We start from the raw sequence: 21,373 nt of genomic DNA on the forward strand, positions 1-21,373 counted from the left end.
GACCGTGTTCTTCTAAGAGAGCGAGCAAGACGACAGCCATGGCTGAGGCTCAGAACATTCCGGCGGGTTCGACCACCGCCGGCGCGATCGCGGTGGCCGCCGAGTCCACCGTCGCCACCCGGATGAGTGCACCCCCGTCCTTCGACGTGGCGGACTTCCCCGTGCCCCACGGGCGCGAGGAGGAGTGGCGGTTCACCCCGCTCGCCCGCCTGAAGGGCCTGCACGACGGCACCGCGGTCGCCAACGGCACCATGAAGGCCCAGATCGACGCGCCCGAGGGCGTCACGGTCGAGTCGGTGGAGCGCGGCGACGCGCGCATCGGCAAGGCCGGCACCCCGGTGGACCGGGTCGCCGCCCAGGCGTTCTCGTCCTTCGCCAAGGCCACGGTCGTCACCGTGCCCAAGGAGGCGGTCCTGACCGAGCCGGTGCGCGTCACGCTGCACGGTGAGGGCGGCACCACCTTCGGCCACACCGTCTTCGACGTGCAGGCCTTCGCCGAGGCCGTCGTCGTCATCGACCACACCGGTGACGGCGTGCGCGCCGCCAACGTCGACTTCCTGGTCGGCGACGGCGCCAAGCTCACCGTCGTGTCGGTGCAGGACTGGGACGACACCGCCGTCCACGTCTCCCAGCACAACGCGCTGGTCGGCCGTGACGCGACCTTCAAGTCGATCGTGGTCACCTTCGGCGGCGACCTCGTCCGCCTGCACCCCCGCGTGACCTACGCGGGCCCCGGCGGCGAGGCCGAGCTCTTCGGCCTGTACTTCACCGACGCCGGCCAGCACCAGGAGCACCGCCTCCTGGTCGACCACAGTGCCCCGCACTGCAAGTCGAACGTGGTCTACAAGGGCGCCCTGCAGGGCCAGGACGCCCACGCGGTGTGGATCGGTGACGTGCTCATCGAGAAGACCGCCGAGGGCACCGACACCTACGAGATGAACCGCAACCTCGTCCTGACGGACGGCGCGCGGGTCGACTCGGTGCCGAACCTGGAGATCGAGACCGGCGAGATCGTCGGCGCCGGCCACGCCTCGGCGACCGGCCGCTTCGACGACGAGCAGCTCTTCTACCTGCAGGCCCGCGGCATCCCGGCCGGCGAGGCCCGCCGCCTGGTCGTCCGCGGCTTCTTCGCCGAGCTCGTCCAGCAGATCGGTGTCCCGGACATCGAGGAGCGCCTGCTCACCAAGATCGAGACCGAGCTCCAGGGTTCCGTCTGATGAATTACGTCAAGGTCTGCGCGCTGAGCGAGCTGGAGGAGAACACCCCGAAGCGGGTGGAACTCGACGGCACGCCGGTGTCCATCGTCTCCACCGAGGGGGAGGTGTTCGCGATCAACGACATCTGCTCGCACGCGAACGTCTCGCTCTCGGAGGGCGAGGTCGACGACTGCATGATCGAGTGCTGGCTGCACGGGTCGGCCTTCGACCTGCGCACCGGCAAGCCCTCGGGCCTGCCCGCGACGCGCCCCGTCCCCGTATACCCCGTAAAGATCGAAGGGGACGACGTGCTCGTCTCCCTCACCCAGGAGTCCTGAGGTATCCATGGCAACGCTTGAAATCCACGACCTGCACGTCTCCGTCGAGGCCGAGAACGGCGCCCGCGAGATCCTCAAGGGCGTCGACCTCACCGTCAAGCAGGGTGAGACGCACGCCATCATGGGTCCGAACGGCTCCGGCAAGTCCACCCTGGCGTACTCGCTCGCCGGTCACCCGAAGTACACCATCACCGGTGGCACCGTGACCCTCGACGGCGAAGACGTCCTGGAGATGTCCGTCGACGAGCGTGCCCGCGCCGGCCTGTTCCTCGCCATGCAGTACCCGGTCGAGGTCCCCGGCGTCTCGGTCTCCAACTTCCTGCGCACCTCGGCCACCGCCATCCGCGGTGAGGCTCCGAAGCTGCGCACCTGGGTGAAGGAGGTCAAGTCCGCGATGGAGCAGCTCCAGATGGACCCGGCCTTCGCCGAGCGCAACGTCAACGAGGGCTTCTCCGGCGGTGAGAAGAAGCGCCACGAGATCCTGCAGCTGGAGCTTCTCAAGCCGAAGATCGCGATCCTCGACGAGACCGACTCCGGTCTCGACGTCGACGCGCTGCGCGTCGTCTCGGAGGGCGTCAACCGCGTCCGCGAGACCGGTGAGGTCGGCACCCTGCTGATCACCCACTACACGCGCATCCTGCGCTACATCAAGCCCGACTTCGTGCACGTGTTCGCGAACGGCCGTATCGCCGAGTCCGGTGGCGCCGAGCTCGCCGACCAGCTGGAGGCCGAGGGTTACGACAAGTATGTGAAGGGTGGCGCGACCGCGTGACACAGCTGCCTGGCCTCCTCGACATCGAGGCGATCCGCAAGGACTTCCCCCTGCTGGATCGTGTGGTCCACGACGGGAAGAAGATCGTTTACCTGGACAACGCGGCGACTTCGCAGAAGCCGCGCCAGGTACTCGACGCGCTGAACGAGTACTACGAGCAGCACAACGCCAACGTCCACCGTGGCGTGCACGTGCTCGCCGAGGAGGCCACGGCGCTGTACGAGGGCGCTCGCGACAAGGTCGCCGCCTTCATCAACGCGCCGAGCCGCGACGAGGTGATCTTCACCAAGAACGCCTCGGAGTCGCTCAACCTGGTCGCGAACATGCTCGGCTGGGCGGACGAGCCCTACCGGGTCGACCGTGAGACCGAGATCGCCATCACGGAGATGGAGCACCACTCCAACATCGTGCCGTGGCAGCTGCTCTCGCAGCGCACCGGCGCGAAGCTGAAGTGGTTCGGCCTCACCGACGACGGCCGGCTCGACCTGTCCAACATCGAAGAGGTCATCACGGAGAAGACGAAGATCGTCTCCTTCACGCTGGTCTCCAACATCATGGGCACGATCAACCCGGTCGAGGCGATCGTCCGGCGCGCCCAGGACGTCGGCGCCCTGGTGCTGATCGACGCCTCCCAGGCCGCTCCGCACATGCCGCTCGACGTGCAGGCGCTCGGCGCCGACTTCGTGGCCTTCACCGGCCACAAGATGTGCGGCCCGACCGGCATCGGCGTCCTCTGGGGCCGCCAGGAGCTCCTGGAAGACCTGCCTCCGTTCCTCGGTGGCGGCGAGATGATCGAGACCGTGTCGATGCACGCCTCGACCTACGCCCCGGCGCCCCACAAGTTCGAGGCGGGTACGCCCCCGATCGCCCAGGCCGTCGGCCTCGGCGCGGCCGTGGACTACCTGTCCGCGATCGGCATGGACAAGATCGCCGCGCACGAGCACGCGATCACCGAGTACGCGGTCAAGCGCCTCCTCGAGGTGCCCGACCTGCGCATCATCGGCCCGACGACGGCCGAGGACCGCGGCGCCGCGATCTCCTTCGTGCTCGGCGACATCCACCCGCACGACGTCGGCCAGGTGCTGGACGAGCAGGGCATCGCGGTCCGCGTGGGACACCACTGCGCGCGCCCGGTCTGCCTGCGGTACGGAATTCCCGCGACGACGCGAGCGTCTTTCTACCTGTACTCCTCTCCCGCCGAGGTCGACGCACTCGTCGACGGGCTGGAGCACGTACGGAACTTCTTCGGCTGACCAGGGCGACGAGGACGAGGGACGCAGTGAAGCTGGATTCGATGTACCAGGAACTGATCCTGGACCACTACAAGCACCCGCACGGGCGTGGCCTGCGCGACGGCGATGCCGAGGTGCACCACGTCAATCCGACGTGCGGCGACGAGATCACGCTGCGCGTGAAGTACGACGGCGAGACGCTGACCGATGTCTCGTACGAGGGCCAGGGCTGCTCCATCAGCCAGGCCAGCGCGTCCGTACTGAACGAGCTGCTGGTCGGCAAGAACCTGGCCGAGGCGCAGAAGATCCAGGGCGTGTTCTTGGAGATGATGCAGTCCAAGGGCAAGATCGAGCCCGACGAGGCCATGGAGGAGGTGCTGGAGGACGCGGTCGCGTTCGTCGGCGTCTCCAAGTACCCGGCCCGCGTGAAGTGTGCTCTGCTGAGTTGGATGGCGTGGAAGGACGCGACCGCCCAGGCTCTGGGCGACGCGGAGAGGAAGACGGCATGACCGAGAACGCGACGCCCGAGGCGTCGATCAAGCCGGCCACCGAGGAAGAGGTCCGCGAGGCCCTCTACGACGTGGTCGACCCCGAGCTGGGCATCGACGTCGTCAACCTGGGCCTGATCTACGGCATCCACGTCGACGATGCGAACATCGCCACCCTCGACATGACGCTCACCTCGGCGGCCTGCCCGCTGACGGACGTCATCGAGGACCAGGCGAAGTCGGCGACGGACGGCATCGTCAACGAACTGCGCATCAACTGGGTCTGGATGCCGCCGTGGGGCCCGGACAAGATCACGGACGACGGCCGTGAGCAGCTCCGCGCGCTCGGCTTCAACGTCTGATCACCGCCTGCTTGCGAGGGCCCCCGGCACATGTGTGCCGGGGGCCCTCGGCGTTTTCCGCCGCGGGACCGCCGGGACGGGAACGTCGGGACGGGATCGCCGGGGCGGAGGCCGCGGTCAGGGGTGACCCGTGATCAGGGGCAACCTTTGATCAAGGGCAACCTGTGATCAGGGGATCCGCCGAGAGGGGCCCGGCGGGGTGCTCACGGCGGAGCCGCCGGTCGGCGTAGAGCAGGCCGGCGCTCAGCTGGGGGAAGGTCAGCAGCAGCGCCGGCGCGAGCAGGGCGCCGAGGATGCCGAACCACTGCTGGAGGGCGTACGCGGCCCCCACCGCGAGCGCCCCCGCCGGAACCGTGACCCCCAGGGTCCGCCACCAGGCCCCGCGCACCAGCCCGGCCGACCGGCGCAGGGCCGCGACGGGGCCGAGCCCCTCGTACCCGGCGGCCGTGGGTGCCAGGGCGAAGAGCACGCCGAGCCAGAGGGCGACCGGGGCGAGCGGCAGCGCCGCGAGCGGCGGAAGTCCCGCGGCGAGGGCGCCGCAGGCCGGGCCCGCGGCGGCGAGCAGGCCCAGCAGGTGGGCGCCGAGCACGGCCGGGGTGCGGGGCAGCGCGGCGCGCAGCAGCCCGAGCGCGGTGACGCGGCGCCCGAGGACGGCGGGCCGGAGCAGGGCCGCGGCCAGTGCGCCGGCCAGCGCCCAGCAGACCAGCAGGAACAGGGCCGTGGCCGGGACGAGGGCGTGGACGAAGGCCCGGCTGCCGGCCGTAGGGGTGGGGGAGGCGAGGGCGGCTGCCCCGGCGGCCGCGGCGATCAGGAGCAGGGTGCCCAGCAGTGCGCCGACCTGGCCGAGGAGCAGTGCGCCGAGCAGTCGGCCGCCGTAGCGGCGCAGGGCGGTGAGGGTGCCGCCGAGGATCTCCCCCGGCCCGAGGGGGCGCAGCGGCACCACGCCCGGACGCGGAGCGGGCGGCGGCAGCCAGCCGCCGCCCTGGTGGGTCCAATGCTGCGCCATGCGCGGGCCGCCCCTTCGTCTCCCGAGGAGGCGGACAGGGTAGCGGCGCGGAGCGCAGGAGTCCCGGGTCGTGCGGGTGTCGGCGTGTGGCACGGGGTGGGAACGGCTTGTGTACGGGTGTACGCATCGATGTGTACTCTTGTACGCATGCCTTACGTACTGCTTGCCGCGGCCATCGCCGCCGAGGTCGCCGGAACCACCGCGATGAAGTACAGCGACGGTTTCACGAAGCTGTGGCCCTCGCTGGGCACCCTGCTGGGCTACGTCATCGCCTTCACGCTGCTCGCCCAGACGCTGAAGTCGATGTCGGTCGGCACGGCGTACGCGATATGGGCGGGCGTCGGCACCGCGGCGATCGCCGCCATAGGCATCGTGTTCATGGGGGAGGCGGCGACGGCCGCGAAGATCGCCGGGATCGCCCTGGTGATCGGCGGAGTGGTCCTGCTGAACCTCGGCGGCGCGCACTGATGCCCCCCGGTGTGCGGCGCTACGACCCGGACCGGCGCCAGCGGATCATCGACGCGGCGATCCGGGTGGTGGGCGCCAAGGGCATCGCGGGGCTGAGCCACCGCAGCGCGGCCGCGGAGGCCGACGTACCGCTGGGTTCGACGACCTACCACTTCAAGACGCTGGACGACCTGCTGGTCGCGGCGCTGCGGCAGGCCAACGAGGGCTTCGCGCAGGCGGTGGTCGAGTCGGCGGCACTGGCGGATCCGGAGGCGGACCTCGCGGGGGCGCTGGCCCGCCTGCTGGGGGAGTTCCTGGCGGCGGACCGCGGCCGGGTGGAGCTGGAGTACGAGCTCTACCTCGCGGCACTGCGCCGCCCGGCGCTGCGGCCGGTGGCGGCGGAATGGTGCGAGGCCATGGCCGCGGCGCTCACCCCGCGGACCGACCCGGTGACGGCGCGGGCGCTGGTGGCGGTCATGGACGGCATCAGCCTCCAGGTCCTGCTGACGGACGCCACCTACGACGAGCCGCACGCCCGCGAGATCCTGGGACGGGTACTGCGGCCGTGCTGACCTCCACCCCGCCCGGCGCCCACTCTTCCAGCTGTCGGGCACCCGAGGGCCAGGGCCCGCTCTTTTAGCCGTCGGGCGCCCGAGGGCCAGGGCCTGCTCTTCCAGCCGTTGGGCGTCCGAGGGCCAGGGCCCGCTCTTCCAGCCGTCCGGCGTTTGAGGACCGGGTCCGGGCAGGGCCCGTTCTTTGAGCCGTCCGGCGTTTGAGGACCGGGTCCGGGCGGAGCCCGGCTGGGGGTCCCCCCGGACGGAGTCCGGGGGATGGGGAAAGGGCGGGGCGGGGAGGAGGCTCCGCGCAGCGGCGGCCTGCGGCCTGCGGCCCGCGCCCCGCTAACCCGCGGAGCGCACGGCCGCCAAAGCCCCCCGCACACTCGCCTCGATGTCCCGGATCGGATAGATCACCTCGCGCACCGTGCGCTCACGGTCGATGACCAGGGTCAGCCGCTTGATCCGGCTCACCCCCGCCGCACGGAACGTCGGCAACCGCAGCGCCGCCGTCAGCGCCAGATCCGCGTCCGAGAGCAGCGGGAACCGCAACCGCTCGTGCTCCGCGAACTCCCGCTGCTCGTCCGGCCGCTGGGTCGACACCCCGTGCACGGTGGCGCCGGCCGCGGTGAACTCCGCGAGCTGATCGCGGTACGTGCACGACTCGAACGTACAGCCCTTGGCGCCCGGGATCCCGGCCCAGCCGGGCGGGTAGGACTCGGCCCGCGCGTACGCGCCCGGGAAGCAGTACAGGACCGTGAACGGGGTCTGCGCCACCGGGTCGCTCAGCTCGCCGAAACGGTCCGGCAGCAGCAGCCGCGGCACCCGCGTGCCCCGCAGCGCGTGCACCCGTTCCGCCTCCCGCGAGGCCTCGTCCGTCGTCGCGGTCATCTCTCCCTCTCCCAGGATCCAGGTGTCTCCCCAGTCCTGGAGGGCGACCAGGACGGGGAGCAGCCCCCGCCCGCGCGGGGTCAGCCGGTACTCGTGCCGCACCGGGCGCTCCTGGTACGGCTCGCGCGACAGCACTCCGGCCTCGACGAGCAGCTTCAGCCGCTCCGCCAGCACCTTGCGGGACATGCCCAGCTCGCGCTGGAGCTCGTCGAAGCGGTGCAGGCCGCGCGCGGCGTCGCGCACGATCAGCAGCGTCCACCAGTCGCCCACCACGTCGAGGGCCTGGGCGATGGCGCAGTCCGCGTCGCCGAGGTGTGTGCGCTGGGCCATGGGAGCTCCTTTGTCCGTTGACCCAAGGCTGTCATGCTGACATAGTCCGTTCCCAAAAGGAACTTACTCATCGGATGTGGGGGACACGGGTGTGCTGCAGGGGTTCAAGGACATACCGAGGGTCGTGTGGCTGCTGGCTGCGGGGGTCTTCGTCAATGCCGTCGTCAGCTTCACCTTCGTCTTCGTCTTCCTCTACCTGACCGGCCCGCGCGGCCTCAGCGCCGCCGAGGCGGGCCTCGTCAGCGGAATCGCCGGAATCGGCCTGGTCGTCGGCAACTTCACCGGCGGCTGGTACGGCGACCGCTTCGGCCACCGCCGCGTGCTCCTCGCAGCCGCCACGCTGGGCGGCCTCGCCCTGATGGCGCTCCCGCTGCTGCCCACCCCGCTGCTCTGCGCGGCCCTGCCGGTGGCCGAGTACACCGCCGGCGTGATCCGGGCCGCCAACTCCGCACTGATCGCGGTCACCGTCCCGGAGGGGGCCCGCCGCCAGGCCTTCGCCGTCGTACGCTGCGCCTCCAACGGCGGATTCACCCTCGGGCCGCCGCTGGGCGCACTCGTCGCCACCGGCTTCTCCTACGACTGGCTCTTCGTCGGCGACGGCATCGGCACCCTCTTCTTCGCCTTCTGGACCGCTCGGGTCGTCCCGGCACGCGGCGCCACCCGCAAGACCGCCGTGCCCGCCTCGGCCCCGGACGGGGGTCGGGGCCGCGGCGGACACGGCGTCTGGCGCGAACTGCGGGCCCGGCCCGCCCTGTTGGTGCTGCTCGGCGCGATCCTGGTGGCCGACGTCGTCTACCGCCAGCAGTACTCGACCTTCCCCGTCTTCCTCGCCGACCACGGCCTGGACGCGCGTGCCTTCGGGCTCGTCATCGCGCTCAACGGAGGGGTGATCCTGCTGCTGGAGCTGCCCGCCGCCGTCGCGCTGCGCAAGCGGCCGGCGTTGGCGGTCGTCGGCACCGGGCTGGTGCTGGTCGGGGCCGCGTACGGGGCGCTGCTGCTCGGGGCCGGGATCGCGACCGCCGTGGTGATGATGGTGCTGCTGAGCCTCGGGGAGATCCTCTACAAGACCACCGCCACCGCCTACGTGGCCGACGAGGCGCCGGAGCACGCCATCGGGCGGTTCCAGAGCCTGTACGCGGGGGTCTCGGTCAGCGGGGTCGTCCTCGGCCCGTCGCTGGGCGGAGCGCTGTACTCCGCCGCGCCGGGGCTGCTGTGGCCGCTGTGCGCGGTGCTGGCGGCGGGGGCGGGCGGGGCCGTCCTGTGGGCGCACGCCCGGCAGGGCCGGCGCGCGCCGGCACATGAGACCGGTTCGCAACCGAAGGCCGTCGCCGGTTAGGTTTCGGATATGACTGCTACGCGTACCACCGGCGCCGTCGCCGCCGGACTTGCCACCCTCACCGCCGACGGCACCGTCCTCGACACCTGGTTCCCCGCCCCCGAGCTGGTCGCCGAGCCCGGCCCGGCCGGCACCGAGCGCCTCACCGCCGAGCAGGCCGTGGAGCTCCTCGGCGCCGCCGCGGCCAAGGCGATCCGCACGGACGGGGTCCGCGGCGTCGAGGTCGTAGCCGTCCGCACGGTCATCGCCTCCCTGGAGGACAAGCCGCTGGACGCGCACGACGCGTACCTGCGCCTGCACCTGCTCAGCCACCGCCTGGTCAAGCCGCACGGCCAGAACCTCGACGGCGTCTTCGGCCTGCTGACCAACGTCGCCTGGACCTCTCTGGGCCCGGTCGCGGTCGACCAGGTCGAGACCGTCCGCCTCAACGCGCGCGCCGAGGGCCTGCACCTCCAGGTCACCTCGATCGACAAGTTCCCGCGGATGACGGACTACGTCGCCCCCAAGGGCGTGCGCATCGCCGACGCGGACCGCGTCCGCCTCGGCGCGCACCTCGCCGAGGGCACCACCGTCATGCACGAGGGCTTCGTCAACTTCAACGCCGGCACCCTCGGCACCTCTATGGTCGAGGGCCGCATCTCCGCGGGCGTCGTGGTCGGCGACGGCTCGGACATCGGCGGCGGCGCCTCCACCATGGGCACCCTCTCGGGCGGCGGCAAGCAGATCATCTCGATCGGCGAGCGCACCCTGGTCGGGGCCGAGGCGGGCGTCGGCATCGCGCTGGGCGACGAGTGCGTCGTCGAGGCTGGCCTGTACGTGACCGCGGGCACCCGCGTCACCCTCCCGGACGGCCAGATCGTCAAGGCCCTGGAGCTCTCCGGCGCCAACAACATCCTCTTCCGCCGCAACTCGGTCACCGGCACCGTCGAGGCCCGCCCGTACAAGGCGACCTGGGGCGGCCTGAACGAGGTCCTGCACAGCAACAACTGACGGTCGGATCCGTCTCCGAGCGCCCCCCGGACCCGCCGTGGCCCGGGAGGGCGCTCGGGTGCGGTCAGGGCGGGCTGTGCAGCGCCGCGTAGGCCCGCTCGACTTCGCCCGGGTACTGGTCCCGGCGGAAGCGGACCTCCTCGACCACCGCGTTGCCGGCGCCGGGGTACACGAGGTCGGACCAGACGACCGTCTCGCCGCGGAGCCGGACCCGGATGGTCAGCCGGTCCGGGCGCGGGATTTGCGGGCCGTCAGTCGCAGCGCTCGACGGCGTCGGGTTGCAGCCTCAGCTCCTGGACCTGGTAGCAGTCCGAGTAGACGGTGGCGATGACCGCGCCGCACGTGCACACCAGGTTGGGGCCCCATTCGCCGTCCATCCCGCAGCAGTAGCCGCGGCGCATCGCGAGGTCCGGGTGCGCCTCCAGGCCGATGCCGTCGCCGGGGTTGAGCACGATGGTGCCGCTCGGCCCGGACTCGACGAGCAGGCCGGACGAACCGTCCAGAACGTACGGGGGGCCGGACGGCTCGGGGTCGACCGCGAAGGTCCCGGGAGTCATGCGCACGATCGGTTCGTCGGTGTGGCCGTCCGCGTCCGTGGCAGACGCCTTCGGCCGGTACCACTCTTCGTCCCTGTCCGGGTCCGGCAGGGACCGCTCGGTGACGGGCGGAGTCACCGCGCGGTGGCAGGCACGGCACTGGAAGACCGTCATCAGGGCACCTCGCTTCCCCGGCCGTTGTCGCCCGGGGCTGCGCTTCGGCCGCCGGCTCGGACCCGTGCGCCGGGCAGACGCTCAGTGGAGGGGGATCGTGCGGATCAGGCCCGCGAAGGCCTGTTCCTCCGCCTCGGTCAGCTGTACCGACTCCATCGGGTGCGCGGCGGAGGTGCGCTGGGCCGGGATCATCGGCAGGCCCTCGTGGGTGCCGGGCTCCGGCTGGGGGAAGCGGCTGTCCCACAGCATGTGGCCCAGACCGGCCACCCAGACGAGCGCTGCCACGAACAGGACGGCGAGGCCGATTTCCTGGGCGAGGGAGATCGAGGGGAACACCAGGATCCTCCAGGGATGCGGGTGGTGCGAGCCGGGGCAAGATCGGGCGTGCAGACACTCAACACCACAACCGGTCGATTCGGTAGAGATGTGGCGAGCGTCACGCCAGGGTCCAAAGTCCCCATCTTGCCCGGTGCCGGCCCGTCACGGCCGCTCCAGCGGCAGCTTGAAGCCCTCGTGGCTGCGTGCGAAGCCCAGGCGCTCGTAGAAGCGGTGGGCCGCCGTGCGGCGCTTGCTGCTGGTCAGCTGGACCAGGCCGCAGCCGCGGCCGCGGGCCCGCTCGACGGCCAGCCGCATGAGTTCCGCGCCGAGCCCCTCGCCCCGCCGGTCCGCGCGGACCCGTACGGCCTCCACCAGCGCCCGCTCCTGGCCGTTCTGGCCCAGGCCCGGGATGTACGTGAGCTGGAGGCAGCCGAGGACGCCCCCGCCCGCAGCAGCGTCCCCGGACCCGTCCGTGAGGACCAGCATCTCGTTGCGGGCGTCCGACTCGATCGCGGCGAAGGCCCGCTCGTGCTCCTCGCCGACTGGCATCGAGGCCGGGTCGAGGACCGGGTCCTCGTCGGCGAGCAGGGCGAGTACGGCCGGCAGGTCCCGGCGTGTGGCGACGCGGAAGATCATGGCGAAATTGTGGCAGGGGGCCCGGCCGGGACGGCGGCCGGACCCCCTGCTGCTCCGGACCCGGGGACTACGGGCGGAAGCGCAGCACCTGCGGGTCGTGGTCGCTGTTCTGGTCCGCGAACTCCGCGTTGATGTGCACGCTGTCGTACGTGAACTTCTTGATCGCCGGGCTGGTCAGGATCTGGTCCAGCACCTGCGCGTTGCCCTGGAAGACGTACGAGTAACGCTCCGACTTCGGCAGCGACTTGATCGCCGGGTACAGCGCCCCGCCGTCCGCCAGCGCGTCCGTCGTCGCCGAGAACTCGAAGTCGTTGATGTCGCCGAGGACCAGGACGTTGGCGTTCTTGTCCGCCGCCAGGATCTCCTTCACGAAGCCGTTCACGGCCTGCGCCTGGAGCAGTCGCTTCTCCTCCGACTTGCGCACCGGCGGCTGGTGGTGCGAGGTCAGGCCCTCGTCGCCGCCCTTGGAGCCGAAGTGGTTGGCGATCACGAAGACCGTCTTGCCGCGGAAGACGAACTCGCCCGCGAGGGGCTTGCGGCTGTCCGCCCACGCCGGGTTCGCGGGGTCGATGCGGCCGGGGGAGCGGGTCAGGTGGGTCTTGCCGTTCTCCTTGACCACACCGGTCGCCGTCACCGCGTCACCCGGGGCGCGCTCGGTGAAGGAGACGCGCGCCGGGTTGAAGAGGAACACCTGGCGGATGTTGCCGCCGGGCTCGCCGCCGTCCTTCTTGTCCTCGGGGTTGATGGTCCGCCACTGGTAGGCCGGGCCGCCCGCCGCCGTGATCGCCGTGGTGAACTTCGTCAGCGTCTGCTCCGCCGAGACGGTGCCGTCGTTCTTGGCGCCGTTGTCGTCCTGGATCTCCTCCAGGGCGAGGACGTCGGGGGAGGCCAGGTTCTCGACGACGGCCTTGGCCAGCGCGTCGAACTTCTCCTGCGGGTCGGTCGGGTCGAGGTTCTCGACGTTGTACGTGGCCACCGCGAGCTCCTGCTCGGCCTGCGGCTTGGTCTTCTCGGGGGCGAGGGTGCCCGCCTTGACGGTGCCGAGGGTCCGGGCCACCAGCGTGTAGCCGCCGAACTGGTTGAAGTCCAGCGGGCCCTCGGTGGTGCCGGTCAGCTTGTCGCCGACGTTGGCCACCGGGAAGGGCTGCTGCGCGATGGGCGCGAGCTGCTGGATCTGCAGGCGGCCGGTGTTCTGGGACTCGTAGGAGCCGTAGACCGTGCCGCCGCGCTTGGCGGCGTTCTCCCAGCCCTTCACCGTGACCCACAGCTCCGAGTACGGGTCGGTGGCGCCGACCACGCGCGAGGTGCCGATGCGGACGTTCATGCCCTCCAGGGACTCGTAGAAGTCCAGGGCGTAGCGCGAGGGCTCCAGGGCGAGGCCGTTGATGCTGCCGGCGGCGGCCGGGTCGCCGGCCGGGGCGTACTCGGCGGGCACCGTGTACTCGTTGATCGCGGCGGCCTCGGGCAGTGCGTTGCCGGAGGAGGCCACGGTCACCGTCGGCTTGGAGATCTGGGTCACCGACTGGTTGCCGGAGGTCAGGCCGCCGGGGATGTACTCGCCGACCGTGCCGGAGACCTTGACCGCGTCGCCCACGGCGACGGTCGGGACCGAGTTGGTGAAGACGAACACGCCTTCGCTCGTGGCGTCGCTGTCGTCGGCGTCCGGGTCCTGGATCCAGAAGCCGCGCGAGCCGTAGGTGCGCACGCCCGTCACGATGCCCTCGACATCGGTGACCTGCTTGCCGTTGAGCGGGGATATCCGGGTGGTGCCCTGGATGTCGTGGATGCGTACCGAACCGGCGGACGCGTCGCCCTCGGCCGCGTCGGCGGAGCCCGCGAGCAGGCCGGTGGCCAGAGCAGTGGCGACGAGGGCCGCGACGGCGGCGGAACGGGGATGCGAGGAGCGCATGGTCAGTGACTCCGGTGTGGGAGAGAGGAAGGTGGGGGTGTGGCAGCGAGATCTGCGGGTGGCGTGCCGCCCCCGAGACATCTACGCGCGTCAATTTCCTGTGTGGCCCGCAAAGTTGTCAAGCCCTCCAGGGAATACGGCAGACGACTGTGGGATGAACCAAAGGAGATGCCCCGCCGGAGGCGCCCGATATGCGTCTACGCTGGGACGCCGTACAACGGCCACACCTGTCGTCTGCGCCACATCTGGCATGCCCGCCCTGCCCGTCATGTCGGCCATGTCGCCGGAATCCGGGCGCTTCTGACGGGCCCGTCGGCCGGCCGGCCGGTCCGTGCCGGCATGCCCCTACCGCGTCCGCGAGGAGAACCGCCCCATGTCCGCTGAGTCGCATCCCACACTGCCGCCGGTACGGCTGCACTCCGACGCGGAACTCGCCCGCGACGCCCTCGGCGCCCCGCTGTTCGCGCGCGCCGTACGACTCGCCCGCTGGGCCGGACCCGACACCCGCGTCGGCATCGGCGGCGAACTGGTCGCCGCCCAGCTGCCCGAGGCCGCCGCGGTGCTCGGCCTCGACGCCGCCGACGCGGAATCCGCCGGGTACGCGAGCCAGGCCTGGCGGGTGGCGGTGGACACCGGCCTGGTCGATGTGACCGAGCCGGAGGAGGACGGCGGGGTGGCCGGTCGGACGGACGGCGGGGCGGCCGACGGCACGTCCGACGGGGAGGGCGGCGGGGAGGGCGGCGAGGAGCAGTTCGGCACGGCCGCGCCCGGTGAGGACCTGGCGCTGGTGACGCGCGGTGCGCCCGGCGACGTGCTCGACCTCTGGCTCGCGGCCCTGGACGCGGTGCTCGCCGACGCGGCGGTCCCCGACCTCGACGGACTCGTCGACGCCCTGGACGCGGGGGGCGAGATCGACTTCGGCCGGCTGGACTGGAACCCGGGCCGCGAGGCGGACTTCCTCGACGAGGTCCTCGCCAACCTCTACCTGCTCACCGTCTCCGAGGGCAGGGCTGCGGACGGACCGGTTCCGCTACCGGTGCTCGCCGCCTCGATGGTCGTGCCCGACGGCATGGGCGAGCCGACCGACGCCGTGCTGGAGCAGATCTCGGATGCGATGATGCGCCTCGACGACCAGTTCCGGCAGCTGGAGCCGATCGGACTGGTCGAATTCCGGCCGGTCGACGAGGAGCTGATGGCGGAGGCCGCCGACGAGGAGGCCACCGCCGGCGGCTCGGCCGGCCGCGACGGCGGGGACGCCCGGGACGACGAGGACGTCTCCCGCTACGGCATGGTCCGTCTGACCCCGCTCGGCCTGTACGGGGTCCGGGCCCGGATGCTGGAGGCCGGCGTCGACGCGCCCGCCGTCGGTGAACTGGCCGGCAAGGGCGCCGACGCCCTGCTCGACGCGGTCGCCTTCTACTCCGAGGGCGCGGCGCAGGCCGAGATCGAACAGTGGCTGGCCGGCCGTGAACTGCCCGCCGCGGCCGCGGAACTGCTGGCCGCCGCCCGCGGGGACGACGAGGGCGGCCCGCTGCGCCGGCTGCGGTGCCAGCAGGCCCTGGCGTCGGCCGGGCCGGAGGCCGAGCCGGCGGTCCGCTCGGTGCTGGACGACCCGGAGCTCGGCGGGCTCGCCCGGGTCTGGCTGGCGGAGCGCGGTCTGCGCGACGTACCGGCGCCGGACCCGGAGATGGTGTTCTGGCTGACCGTCGACACGATCGCGGCGCAGCTCGCCGCCGACGGGGAGACGCAGGAGCTGCCGCTCCTGATGGAGACCCTGACCGCTCATCACGCGGGGTTCTTCGACCAGGTGTGGCGCGTGGAGCACCCGGCGACGGCCCACGTCCTGGAGGCGATGGGCCGATTGCACCCGGACCGGAAGGCGGCGAAGGAGGCCCGCAAGGCCGCGTTCAAGGCGCGCTCCCGCCGGCCGTGAGCGGAGCGGCCCCGGGCGGGTGGCGACAATGCGCCGTTTCCTGGGCCGGAGTTGGCCATTCCGGCCACGGGCAAGGGGCCGGTTCCTCGTGGTGGGTAGTTCAGCCGCCGTTCACGTGCGGGCGAGAGCGTGTGCGCCGACGACCGCACGACAGGCGCACCACCTCCCCACCCCTGGAGACCCGATGCCGCTCAGCCGTAGAGACTTCACCGCCCGTACCGTCCTCGCCGGCGCGGGCGTCGCGCTCACCGGGACGGTCGGCGCCCTCGCCACCGCCCCGGGGGCGCTGGCGGCCGACGACGGTACGGCCCGCGACGAGCACGGGCGGCCCTGCGAGCCCGGCTACGGCCCCCTCGTCCCCGACCCGGCCGGAATCCTGGCCCTCCCGGCCGGATTCACGTACCGCGTGATCACGCACAGCGGTGTCACCAAGCTCGTGTCCGGCGAGAGCACCCCCTCCAACCACGACGGGACCGCCGCCTTCGAGGGCCACCGCGGGGTCACGCTCCTCGTCAACAACCACGAGCTCAAGGGCAAGCGGGAGGGCTGGGCCCACCCCGTCCCGCTCACCGAGGGCCTCGTCTACGACCCGGCCGCGGCCGGCGGCTGCACGGTCGTCGAGGTCCGGCGCGGCGGCGAGGTCGCCGAATGGGTGGGCATCGCCGGTACGTCGACCAACTGCGCGGGCGGCGCCACCCCCTGGGACACCTGGCTGACCTGCGAGGAGAACTCCGACCTCGCCGGCAAGAACGGCATGACCAAGGACCACGGCTACGTCTTCGAGGTCGACCCGCACGACCGCCGCGCCAACCGCGACCCGCGGCCCGTCAAGGCGTTCGGGCGCTACGACCACGAAGCCGTGGTCATCGACCCGCGGCAGGGCCACGCGTACCTGACCGAGGACGCCTCCGGCCCCAACGGGCTGCTCTACCGCTGGACCCCGCCCCGCGGCTTCCGCCACGGGCGCGGCAGGCTCCGTACGCTCGCCGCCGACGCCGGCGTGCTCCAGGCCGCCAAGTGCACCGACCGCCTGGGCCGGTTCGTCGACGACCTCTCGCGCGCGACGAAGATCGGCACCGTCTACGGGGTCGACTGGGTGGACGTGGCCGACCGCGACGCCCGGACCGTGCCGGTGCGCAAGCAGTTCGCGGACGGCGTGGTGACGCGGGGGCGCAAGCTGGAGGGCATGTGGTGGGCGGACGGCGGCGCGTACTTCGTCTCCTCCTTCGCCCGTGAGGAGAGCCCGGGCGCGGCGCACGACGGCCAGGTCTGGTTCTACGACCCCAAGCGGCGCACCATCCGGCTGACCGTCCTCATCGGGGTCAACGCGGACCCGTCGACGGGCGGCGGCTACGACGGCCCCGACAACATCACCGTGTCCCCGTACGGCGGGCTGATCCTCGCGGAGGACGGCTCGGGGCTGCAGCACCTGTTCGGCGCGACCGCTTCGGGCCGTACCTATCCGCTGGCGCGCAACGAGCTGAACGTGGGGTCGCCGCAGGAGCCGGAGTACTCCGAGTTCACGGGTGTCTGCTTCTCCCCGGACGGGCGCACGCTGTATGTCAACATCCAGGACCCGGGCATCATGCTGGCCGTCACCGGGCCGTGGCGGCGCGGACACTGACGCCGCCGAGGCGCGCGCACGGACGCCGCAGACGCGCCCTCACGCCGTCACTGGGCCGGGGAGACCTCCGCGCGCGAGGCCTCGGCCCACTCCGCCAGCAGGAACTCATACGCCTGCGACGGCCACTCGCCGTCCACCCGGGTCTCGACCAGGTGCCGTATCGCCTCGTTCGCCTCGGCGGCGGACGGGCGGGCGGGCCCGGCGGGTGTGAGCGTCTCGTACATGCCTCCAAGGCTACGGGCGGGCACTGACAGCCACCTACGGATTACGCGTGGCATCCATCACCCGCGATCCGCCCCGGTGGCTGGACGTGCCCGCCCACCTGCTCAGAGTGCCTGCGAGGCCGGCTTGACCATGCCGCGCACTGTGCGCGACTTCACAAAGTCGCCCATGGCGGTCATCTCCCACTCGCCGGAGAACTGTTTGATCAGCTTCGCCATCATCACGCCGGTCTGGGGCTCGGCGGAGGTGAGGTCGAAGCGCACCAGCTCCTCGCCGCTCGCCGCGTCGATCAGACGGCAGTAGGCCTTGGCCACCTCGGTGAACTTCTGGCCGGAGAAGGAGTTGACCGTGAAGACCAGGCCAGTGGCGTCGGCGGGGATCCGGCCGAGGTCCACGACGATCACCTCGTCGTCGCCCGCGCCCTCACCGGTGAGGTTGTCCCCCGAGTGCTTGACGGCGCCGCCCAGGATCGACAGCTTGCCGAAGTAGCAGCTGTCGATGTGGTTGCGGTTGGGGCCGTACGCGATGACGGAGGCGTCGAGGTCGATGTCGCGGCCGCGGAACGCGGGCTCCCAGCCCAGGCCCATCTTGACCTGGGAGAGCAGCGGGCGGCCGCCCTTGACCAGGGAGACGGTCTGGTTCTTCTGGAGGGTGACCCGGCCCTTGTCGAGGTTGATCTTCCCGGTGCCGGCTGCTGCGGCGGCGGGCGCGGCGGGTGCCGCGGCGGGGACCGGTGCGGCCGGGGTGGGCGTCGTCGCGCCGCCGAGCCAGGGGGAGGCCGGGTAGGAGACCGGCGGGGCCGGGGGCGCGGGCGGGGCCTGAGGTGCGGGCGGGGCGACGGGGGCGGCCGCGGGAGCCGCCTCCTCCTCGACGGAGACCCCGAAGTCGGTGGCGATGCCCGCGAGGCCGTTGGCGTACCCCTGGCCGACCGCGCGCACCTTCCACACGCCGCCGCGCTGGTAGATCTCGACGATGACGAGCGCGGTCTCGGCGCCCAGCTGCGGCGGGGTGAAGGAGGCGATCACCGCGCCGCCGTCGGCGTTGCGCACGGTGCCGGTGGGCTCGATGCCCTGGAACGACTGCCCGGCGGCGTCGGGGCTGGCCGTGACCACGATCCGCTCGATGCCCGGGGGCAGCGCGCCGGTGTCCACGGTGATCGAGTCCGGTGCCGAACCCCCGCCGGACCGGTAACCGACACCGGGACCGGAGGGCTGGTTGAAGAAGATGAAGTCGGCGTCGGAACGCACCTTGCCGTCCGCCGTGAGGAGCAGGGCCGATACGTCGAGTCGCACCGGCGCAGCCACGTCCACCGTCACGCGGACGGCATTGAGCGGCAGGTTGGATCCAGGGGTCATAGCGGTCATGCCCGGAGAACGAGCGGAGGGGCTTTGCCGTTCCCTTACCCTCGCCGGAGATTTATGCACCGGGCGTACGTGCACCCGTTCGGCTCCGCCCGGCCTGCCCGGCCTGCCCGGCCTGCCCGGCCTGCCCGGCCCGCGCGGCCCGGGCTCCCGGCCGTTCTCCCGGCCCGGGGCTCCCGGCCGCGCGGCGTGCGGGCCGCGCTCAGCCGCCCGTCACGCGCCGCGGCAGCCCCAGCGGGTTGGCCTCCCGAAGCTCCGCCGGAAGGAGCGCGTCCGGCACCGACTGGTACGCCACCGGCCGCAGCCAGCGCTCGATCGCGGTCCCGCCCACCGAGGTGGAGTGCGAGGTCGCCGCCGGGTACGGGCCGCCGTGGTGCTGGGCCGGCGCCACCGCGACCCCGGTCGGCCAGCCGTTGACCACGATCCGCCCCGCCAGCTCCGTGACCTGCCCGATCAACTCGGCGGCCGGGCCCGGCGCGCCGTCGCTCTCGGCGGCCGACAACTGGAGGGTGGCGCTCAGGTTCCCGCCCAGCCGCCCGAGGACCGCGCCGGCCTCGCCCTGGTCGGCGTACCGCACGACGACGGTCACCGGGCCGAAGCACTCCTCCAGGAGGAGGTCGTACGCGCCGCCGTCGAGGAGGCTCCCGGCGGGCACGGTCAGGTAGCCCGCGCCGACGGTGTGCTCGCCGCCGGAACCCGGGGTGACGGGCGCCTCGACGCCGGGCAGCGCGGCCCGCTCGCGCACGCCGGAGACGAAGTTCTCCCGCATCCGGTGGTCGAGCAGCACCCCCGGCTCGGTCTCCCCGAGCGCCTTGGTGAGCGCGCCGGTGACCCGGTCGCCGTCCGCGCCCACGGGGACCAGCACCAGGCCGGGCTTCACGCAGAACTGGCCGACGCCGAGGGTGACCGAGCCCGCGAGCCCGCTGCCGATCTCCTCGGCGCGCTCGGCGGCCGCGGCCGGGGTGACCACGACGGGGTTGAGCGAGCCCAGTTCGCCGTGGAAGGGGATGGGGACGGGCCGGGCGGCGGCCGCGTCGAACAGGGCCCGCCCGCCCCGGATGGAACCGGTGAATCCGGCGGCGGCCACCAGCGGGTGGCGGATCAGCTCCAGACCGGCGTCGAACCCGTGCACCACGCCGACGACTTCGGCCGGGAGCCCGACGCTCACCGCCGCACGGCGCAGCAGCGAGACGCACAGCTCGGAGGTGGCGGGGTGGTCGGGGTGCGCCTTGACGACCACCGGACAGCCGGCGGCCAGCGCGCTCGCGGTGTCCCCGCCCGGGACGGAGAAGGCGAGCGGGAAGTTGGAGGCGGCGTAGACCGCGACCACGCCGAGCGGGACCTTGTAGCGGCGCAGTTCGGGGCGGGGCGGGCTGAGGGAGGGGTCGGCGCGGTCGATCCGGACGTCGAGGTAGGCCCCCTCGTCCACGGCGTCGGCGAAGGCGCGCAGCTGGCCGGTGGTGCGGGCCAGTTCGCCCGTGAGCCGGCCCGGGCCGAGCGCGGTCTCGGCGTCGGCGGCCTCGATGACGTGGGCGGCGGCCTCGTCCAGCAGGGTGGCCGCGGCGCGCAGGAAGGCGGCGCGGGCGGTGGCGTCGGCGAGCGGGCCGCGGGTGGCGTGGGCCGCCCGTACGGCTTCGTCCACCTCCAGGGATGTGGCCTCCACCGCAACCTGTTCGCGCTGCTTCCCGGTGCGGGGGTCCACACTCCAGACTGGTGTCGTTGTCATGGCCCACTGCCTCCTGGATCGTTCAGTATTCTGAACGCGGTTCCGGTGGATGAATGATCACATCTGCTGCGGACTCTATTTCCGCGTCCTGCGCGTGACAAGAGGCGACCAGAGGGGAAGCAGGCGTATGACGACGACCGAGTCGGGGATCCCGGTTGCGGCGGCGCCGGTCAAATCGGCGGTGCGGACCGTGCTGCTGCTGGAGCACTTCGCCGCGCGGCCGGGGCTGCACAGCCTGGCCGACATCCAGAACGACCTCTCCCTGCCCAAGTCCAGCCTCTACATGCTGCTGCGCACGCTGGTGAACCTGGGGTGGGTGGAGACGGACGCGACGGGCACGCGCTACGGCATCGGCGTACGGGCCCTGCTGGTCGGCAGTTCGTACATCGACGGCGACGAGGTCGTCGCCGCCGCCCGGCCCACCCTGGACCGGCTCTCGGACGACACGACGGAGACCATCCACCTGGCCCGGATGGACGGCACGAGCGTGGTCTACCTCGCCACCCGGCAGTCCCAGCACTACCTGCGGCCCTTCACCCGGGTCGGGCGGCGGCTGCCCGTGCACTCGACGGCGCTCGGCAAGGCGCTGCTGGCCACGCACACGGACGAAGAGGTGCGCAGGCTGCTGCCGCGGCGGCTGGAGGCGGTCACCGAACACACCCTCACCGACCGGGAGGTGCTCATCGAGGAGCTCGCGCTGGTGCGGGAGCAGGGCTACGCGGTGGACCGGGAGGAGAACACGCTCGGGCTGCGCTGCTTCGGGGTGGCCGTGCCGTACCGGACGCCGGCCCGGGACGCGGTGAGCTGCTCGGTGCCGGTGGCCCGGCTGACGGCGGGGCACGAACAGGTCATCAAGGCGGCGCTGTTCGAGGCGCGGGACCGGCTGTCTGTGGTGACGCGCCGGATGTGAGCATGCGCGTGCGGGTGCCGCATGCGGATCGGCGGAGGGAGCGGTTCCTCCCCCGGCCGGGGGAGCGGGTTCCCCTGTGAGG

Annotated in this window: 22 protein-coding genes; 13 read left to right on the forward strand and 9 right to left on the reverse strand. The window is 72.3% G+C overall.

Annotated features, from left to right (window positions below):
• The first annotated feature begins 38 nt into the window (after window positions 1-38).
• Genes sufD through OG534_RS28000 form a run of 6 tightly spaced genes read left to right on the forward strand, consistent with a single transcriptional unit; the run spans window position 39 to window position 4,388 of the window.
• A complete protein-coding gene (sufD, locus tag OG534_RS27975; protein ID WP_326591630.1) occupies window positions 39-1,217 on the forward strand; it encodes a Fe-S cluster assembly protein SufD in 1,179 nt (392 codons plus the stop codon).
• Window positions 1,217-1,534, forward strand: coding sequence for a bifunctional 3-phenylpropionate/cinnamic acid dioxygenase ferredoxin subunit (locus OG534_RS27980; RefSeq protein ID WP_326591632.1), 318 nt, complete (start codon window positions 1,217-1,219; stop codon window positions 1,532-1,534). The genes sufD and OG534_RS27980 overlap by 1 nt, the downstream gene beginning before the upstream one ends.
• 7 nt (window positions 1,535-1,541) lie before the next feature.
• Entirely contained in the window at window positions 1,542-2,306 is a 765-nt protein-coding gene (gene sufC / locus OG534_RS27985) for a Fe-S cluster assembly ATPase SufC (RefSeq protein ID WP_326591633.1), read from the forward strand.
• Entirely contained in the window at window positions 2,303-3,559 is a 1,257-nt protein-coding gene (locus OG534_RS27990) for a cysteine desulfurase (protein WP_326591634.1), read from the forward strand. The genes sufC and OG534_RS27990 overlap by 4 nt, the downstream gene beginning before the upstream one ends.
• A gap of 26 nt (window positions 3,560-3,585) precedes the next feature.
• Complete coding sequence (gene sufU, locus OG534_RS27995) at window positions 3,586-4,047, forward strand: Fe-S cluster assembly sulfur transfer protein SufU (protein WP_326591635.1); 462 nt, start codon at window positions 3,586-3,588, stop codon at window positions 4,045-4,047.
• Window positions 4,044-4,388: a metal-sulfur cluster assembly factor gene (locus tag OG534_RS28000; RefSeq protein WP_215020285.1), complete on the forward strand. Its 345-nt coding sequence runs from the start codon at window positions 4,044-4,046 to the stop codon at window positions 4,386-4,388. Before sufU ends, OG534_RS28000 begins: the two co-directional genes overlap by 4 nt.
• 151 nt (window positions 4,389-4,539) lie before the next feature.
• Here the strand turns inward: OG534_RS28000 and OG534_RS28005 are convergent, their stop codons facing one another.
• Window positions 4,540-5,394 (reverse strand): hypothetical protein, encoded by an 855-nt coding sequence (locus OG534_RS28005; RefSeq protein WP_326591637.1) that lies wholly within the window; start codon window positions 5,392-5,394, stop codon window positions 4,540-4,542.
• A 147-nt stretch (window positions 5,395-5,541) separates the two neighbouring features.
• Between OG534_RS28005 and OG534_RS28010 the strand changes: the two genes are divergently transcribed.
• Entirely contained in the window at window positions 5,542-5,862 is a 321-nt protein-coding gene (locus tag OG534_RS28010; protein WP_326591639.1) for a DMT family transporter, read from the forward strand.
• Window positions 5,862-6,413: a TetR/AcrR family transcriptional regulator gene (locus tag OG534_RS28015; RefSeq protein ID WP_326591640.1), complete on the forward strand. Its 552-nt coding sequence runs from the start codon at window positions 5,862-5,864 to the stop codon at window positions 6,411-6,413. The genes OG534_RS28010 and OG534_RS28015 overlap by 1 nt, the downstream gene beginning before the upstream one ends.
• 327 nt (window positions 6,414-6,740) lie before the next feature.
• On the opposite strand, the gene OG534_RS28020 is transcribed toward OG534_RS28015, so the two are convergent.
• The gene (locus OG534_RS28020) at window positions 6,741-7,616 is read right to left on the reverse strand and encodes a winged helix-turn-helix transcriptional regulator (RefSeq protein ID WP_326591641.1); all 876 of its coding nucleotides are present in this window, start codon (window positions 7,614-7,616) and stop codon (window positions 6,741-6,743) included.
• A 76-nt stretch (window positions 7,617-7,692) separates the two neighbouring features.
• Here OG534_RS28020 and OG534_RS28025 point away from each other — a divergent pair, with 76 nt between their 5' ends.
• Both OG534_RS28025 and dapD read left to right on the forward strand, forming a co-directional pair.
• Window positions 7,693-8,952 (forward strand): MFS transporter, encoded by a 1,260-nt coding sequence (locus OG534_RS28025; RefSeq protein WP_326591643.1) that lies wholly within the window; start codon window positions 7,693-7,695, stop codon window positions 8,950-8,952.
• A gap of 9 nt (window positions 8,953-8,961) precedes the next feature.
• The gene (dapD, locus tag OG534_RS28030; protein ID WP_326591644.1) at window positions 8,962-9,942 is read left to right on the forward strand and encodes a 2,3,4,5-tetrahydropyridine-2,6-dicarboxylate N-succinyltransferase; all 981 of its coding nucleotides are present in this window, start codon (window positions 8,962-8,964) and stop codon (window positions 9,940-9,942) included.
• Between the two features lie 251 nt (window positions 9,943-10,193).
• On the opposite strand, the gene OG534_RS28035 is transcribed toward dapD, so the two are convergent.
• The 4 genes from OG534_RS28035 to OG534_RS28050 all read right to left on the reverse strand — a co-directional run bounded on the left by OG534_RS28035 (window position 10,194) and on the right by OG534_RS28050 (window position 13,515).
• The gene (locus tag OG534_RS28035) at window positions 10,194-10,652 is read right to left on the reverse strand and encodes a hypothetical protein (RefSeq protein ID WP_326591645.1); all 459 of its coding nucleotides are present in this window, start codon (window positions 10,650-10,652) and stop codon (window positions 10,194-10,196) included.
• An 81-nt stretch (window positions 10,653-10,733) separates the two neighbouring features.
• Window positions 10,734-10,988, reverse strand: a complete 255-nt coding sequence (locus OG534_RS28040) for a hypothetical protein (protein WP_326591646.1) — start codon at window positions 10,986-10,988, stop codon at window positions 10,734-10,736.
• A gap of 144 nt (window positions 10,989-11,132) precedes the next feature.
• A complete protein-coding gene (locus OG534_RS28045) occupies window positions 11,133-11,606 on the reverse strand; it encodes a GNAT family N-acetyltransferase (protein WP_326591648.1) in 474 nt (157 codons plus the stop codon).
• Between the two features lie 67 nt (window positions 11,607-11,673).
• Window positions 11,674-13,515 (reverse strand): endonuclease/exonuclease/phosphatase family protein, encoded by a 1,842-nt coding sequence (locus OG534_RS28050; RefSeq protein WP_326591649.1) that lies wholly within the window; start codon window positions 13,513-13,515, stop codon window positions 11,674-11,676.
• A 373-nt stretch (window positions 13,516-13,888) separates the two neighbouring features.
• On the opposite strand from OG534_RS28050, the gene OG534_RS28055 reads away from it, so the two are divergent.
• Window positions 13,889-15,448 (forward strand): hypothetical protein, encoded by a 1,560-nt coding sequence (locus OG534_RS28055; protein WP_326591650.1) that lies wholly within the window; start codon window positions 13,889-13,891, stop codon window positions 15,446-15,448.
• Between the two features lie 184 nt (window positions 15,449-15,632).
• A complete protein-coding gene (locus tag OG534_RS28060) occupies window positions 15,633-17,072 on the forward strand; it encodes an alkaline phosphatase PhoX (RefSeq protein ID WP_326591652.1) in 1,440 nt (479 codons plus the stop codon).
• 47 nt (window positions 17,073-17,119) lie between these two features.
• Here the strand turns inward: OG534_RS28060 and OG534_RS28065 are convergent, their stop codons facing one another.
• From OG534_RS28065 to OG534_RS28075, 3 genes are all read right to left on the reverse strand, one after another.
• On the reverse strand, window positions 17,120-17,296 hold the full coding sequence (locus OG534_RS28065; RefSeq protein WP_326591654.1) for a hypothetical protein: 177 nt from the start codon (window positions 17,294-17,296) through the stop codon (window positions 17,120-17,122).
• A 102-nt stretch (window positions 17,297-17,398) separates the two neighbouring features.
• On the reverse strand, window positions 17,399-18,658 hold the full coding sequence (locus OG534_RS28070) for a TerD family protein (protein WP_326591656.1): 1,260 nt from the start codon (window positions 18,656-18,658) through the stop codon (window positions 17,399-17,401).
• Between the two features lie 199 nt (window positions 18,659-18,857).
• Window positions 18,858-20,381, reverse strand: a complete 1,524-nt coding sequence (locus OG534_RS28075; RefSeq protein ID WP_326591658.1) for an aldehyde dehydrogenase (NADP(+)) — start codon at window positions 20,379-20,381, stop codon at window positions 18,858-18,860.
• A gap of 127 nt (window positions 20,382-20,508) precedes the next feature.
• Between OG534_RS28075 and OG534_RS28080 the strand changes: the two genes are divergently transcribed.
• Window positions 20,509-21,291, forward strand: coding sequence for an IclR family transcriptional regulator (locus OG534_RS28080; RefSeq protein ID WP_326591660.1), 783 nt, complete (start codon window positions 20,509-20,511; stop codon window positions 21,289-21,291).
• Window positions 21,292-21,373 lie beyond the last annotated feature (82 nt).

The organism is Streptomyces sp. NBC_01294, from assembly GCF_035917235.1.
GTDB classification, from domain to species: domain Bacteria; phylum Actinomycetota; class Actinomycetes; order Streptomycetales; family Streptomycetaceae; genus Streptomyces; species Streptomyces caledonius.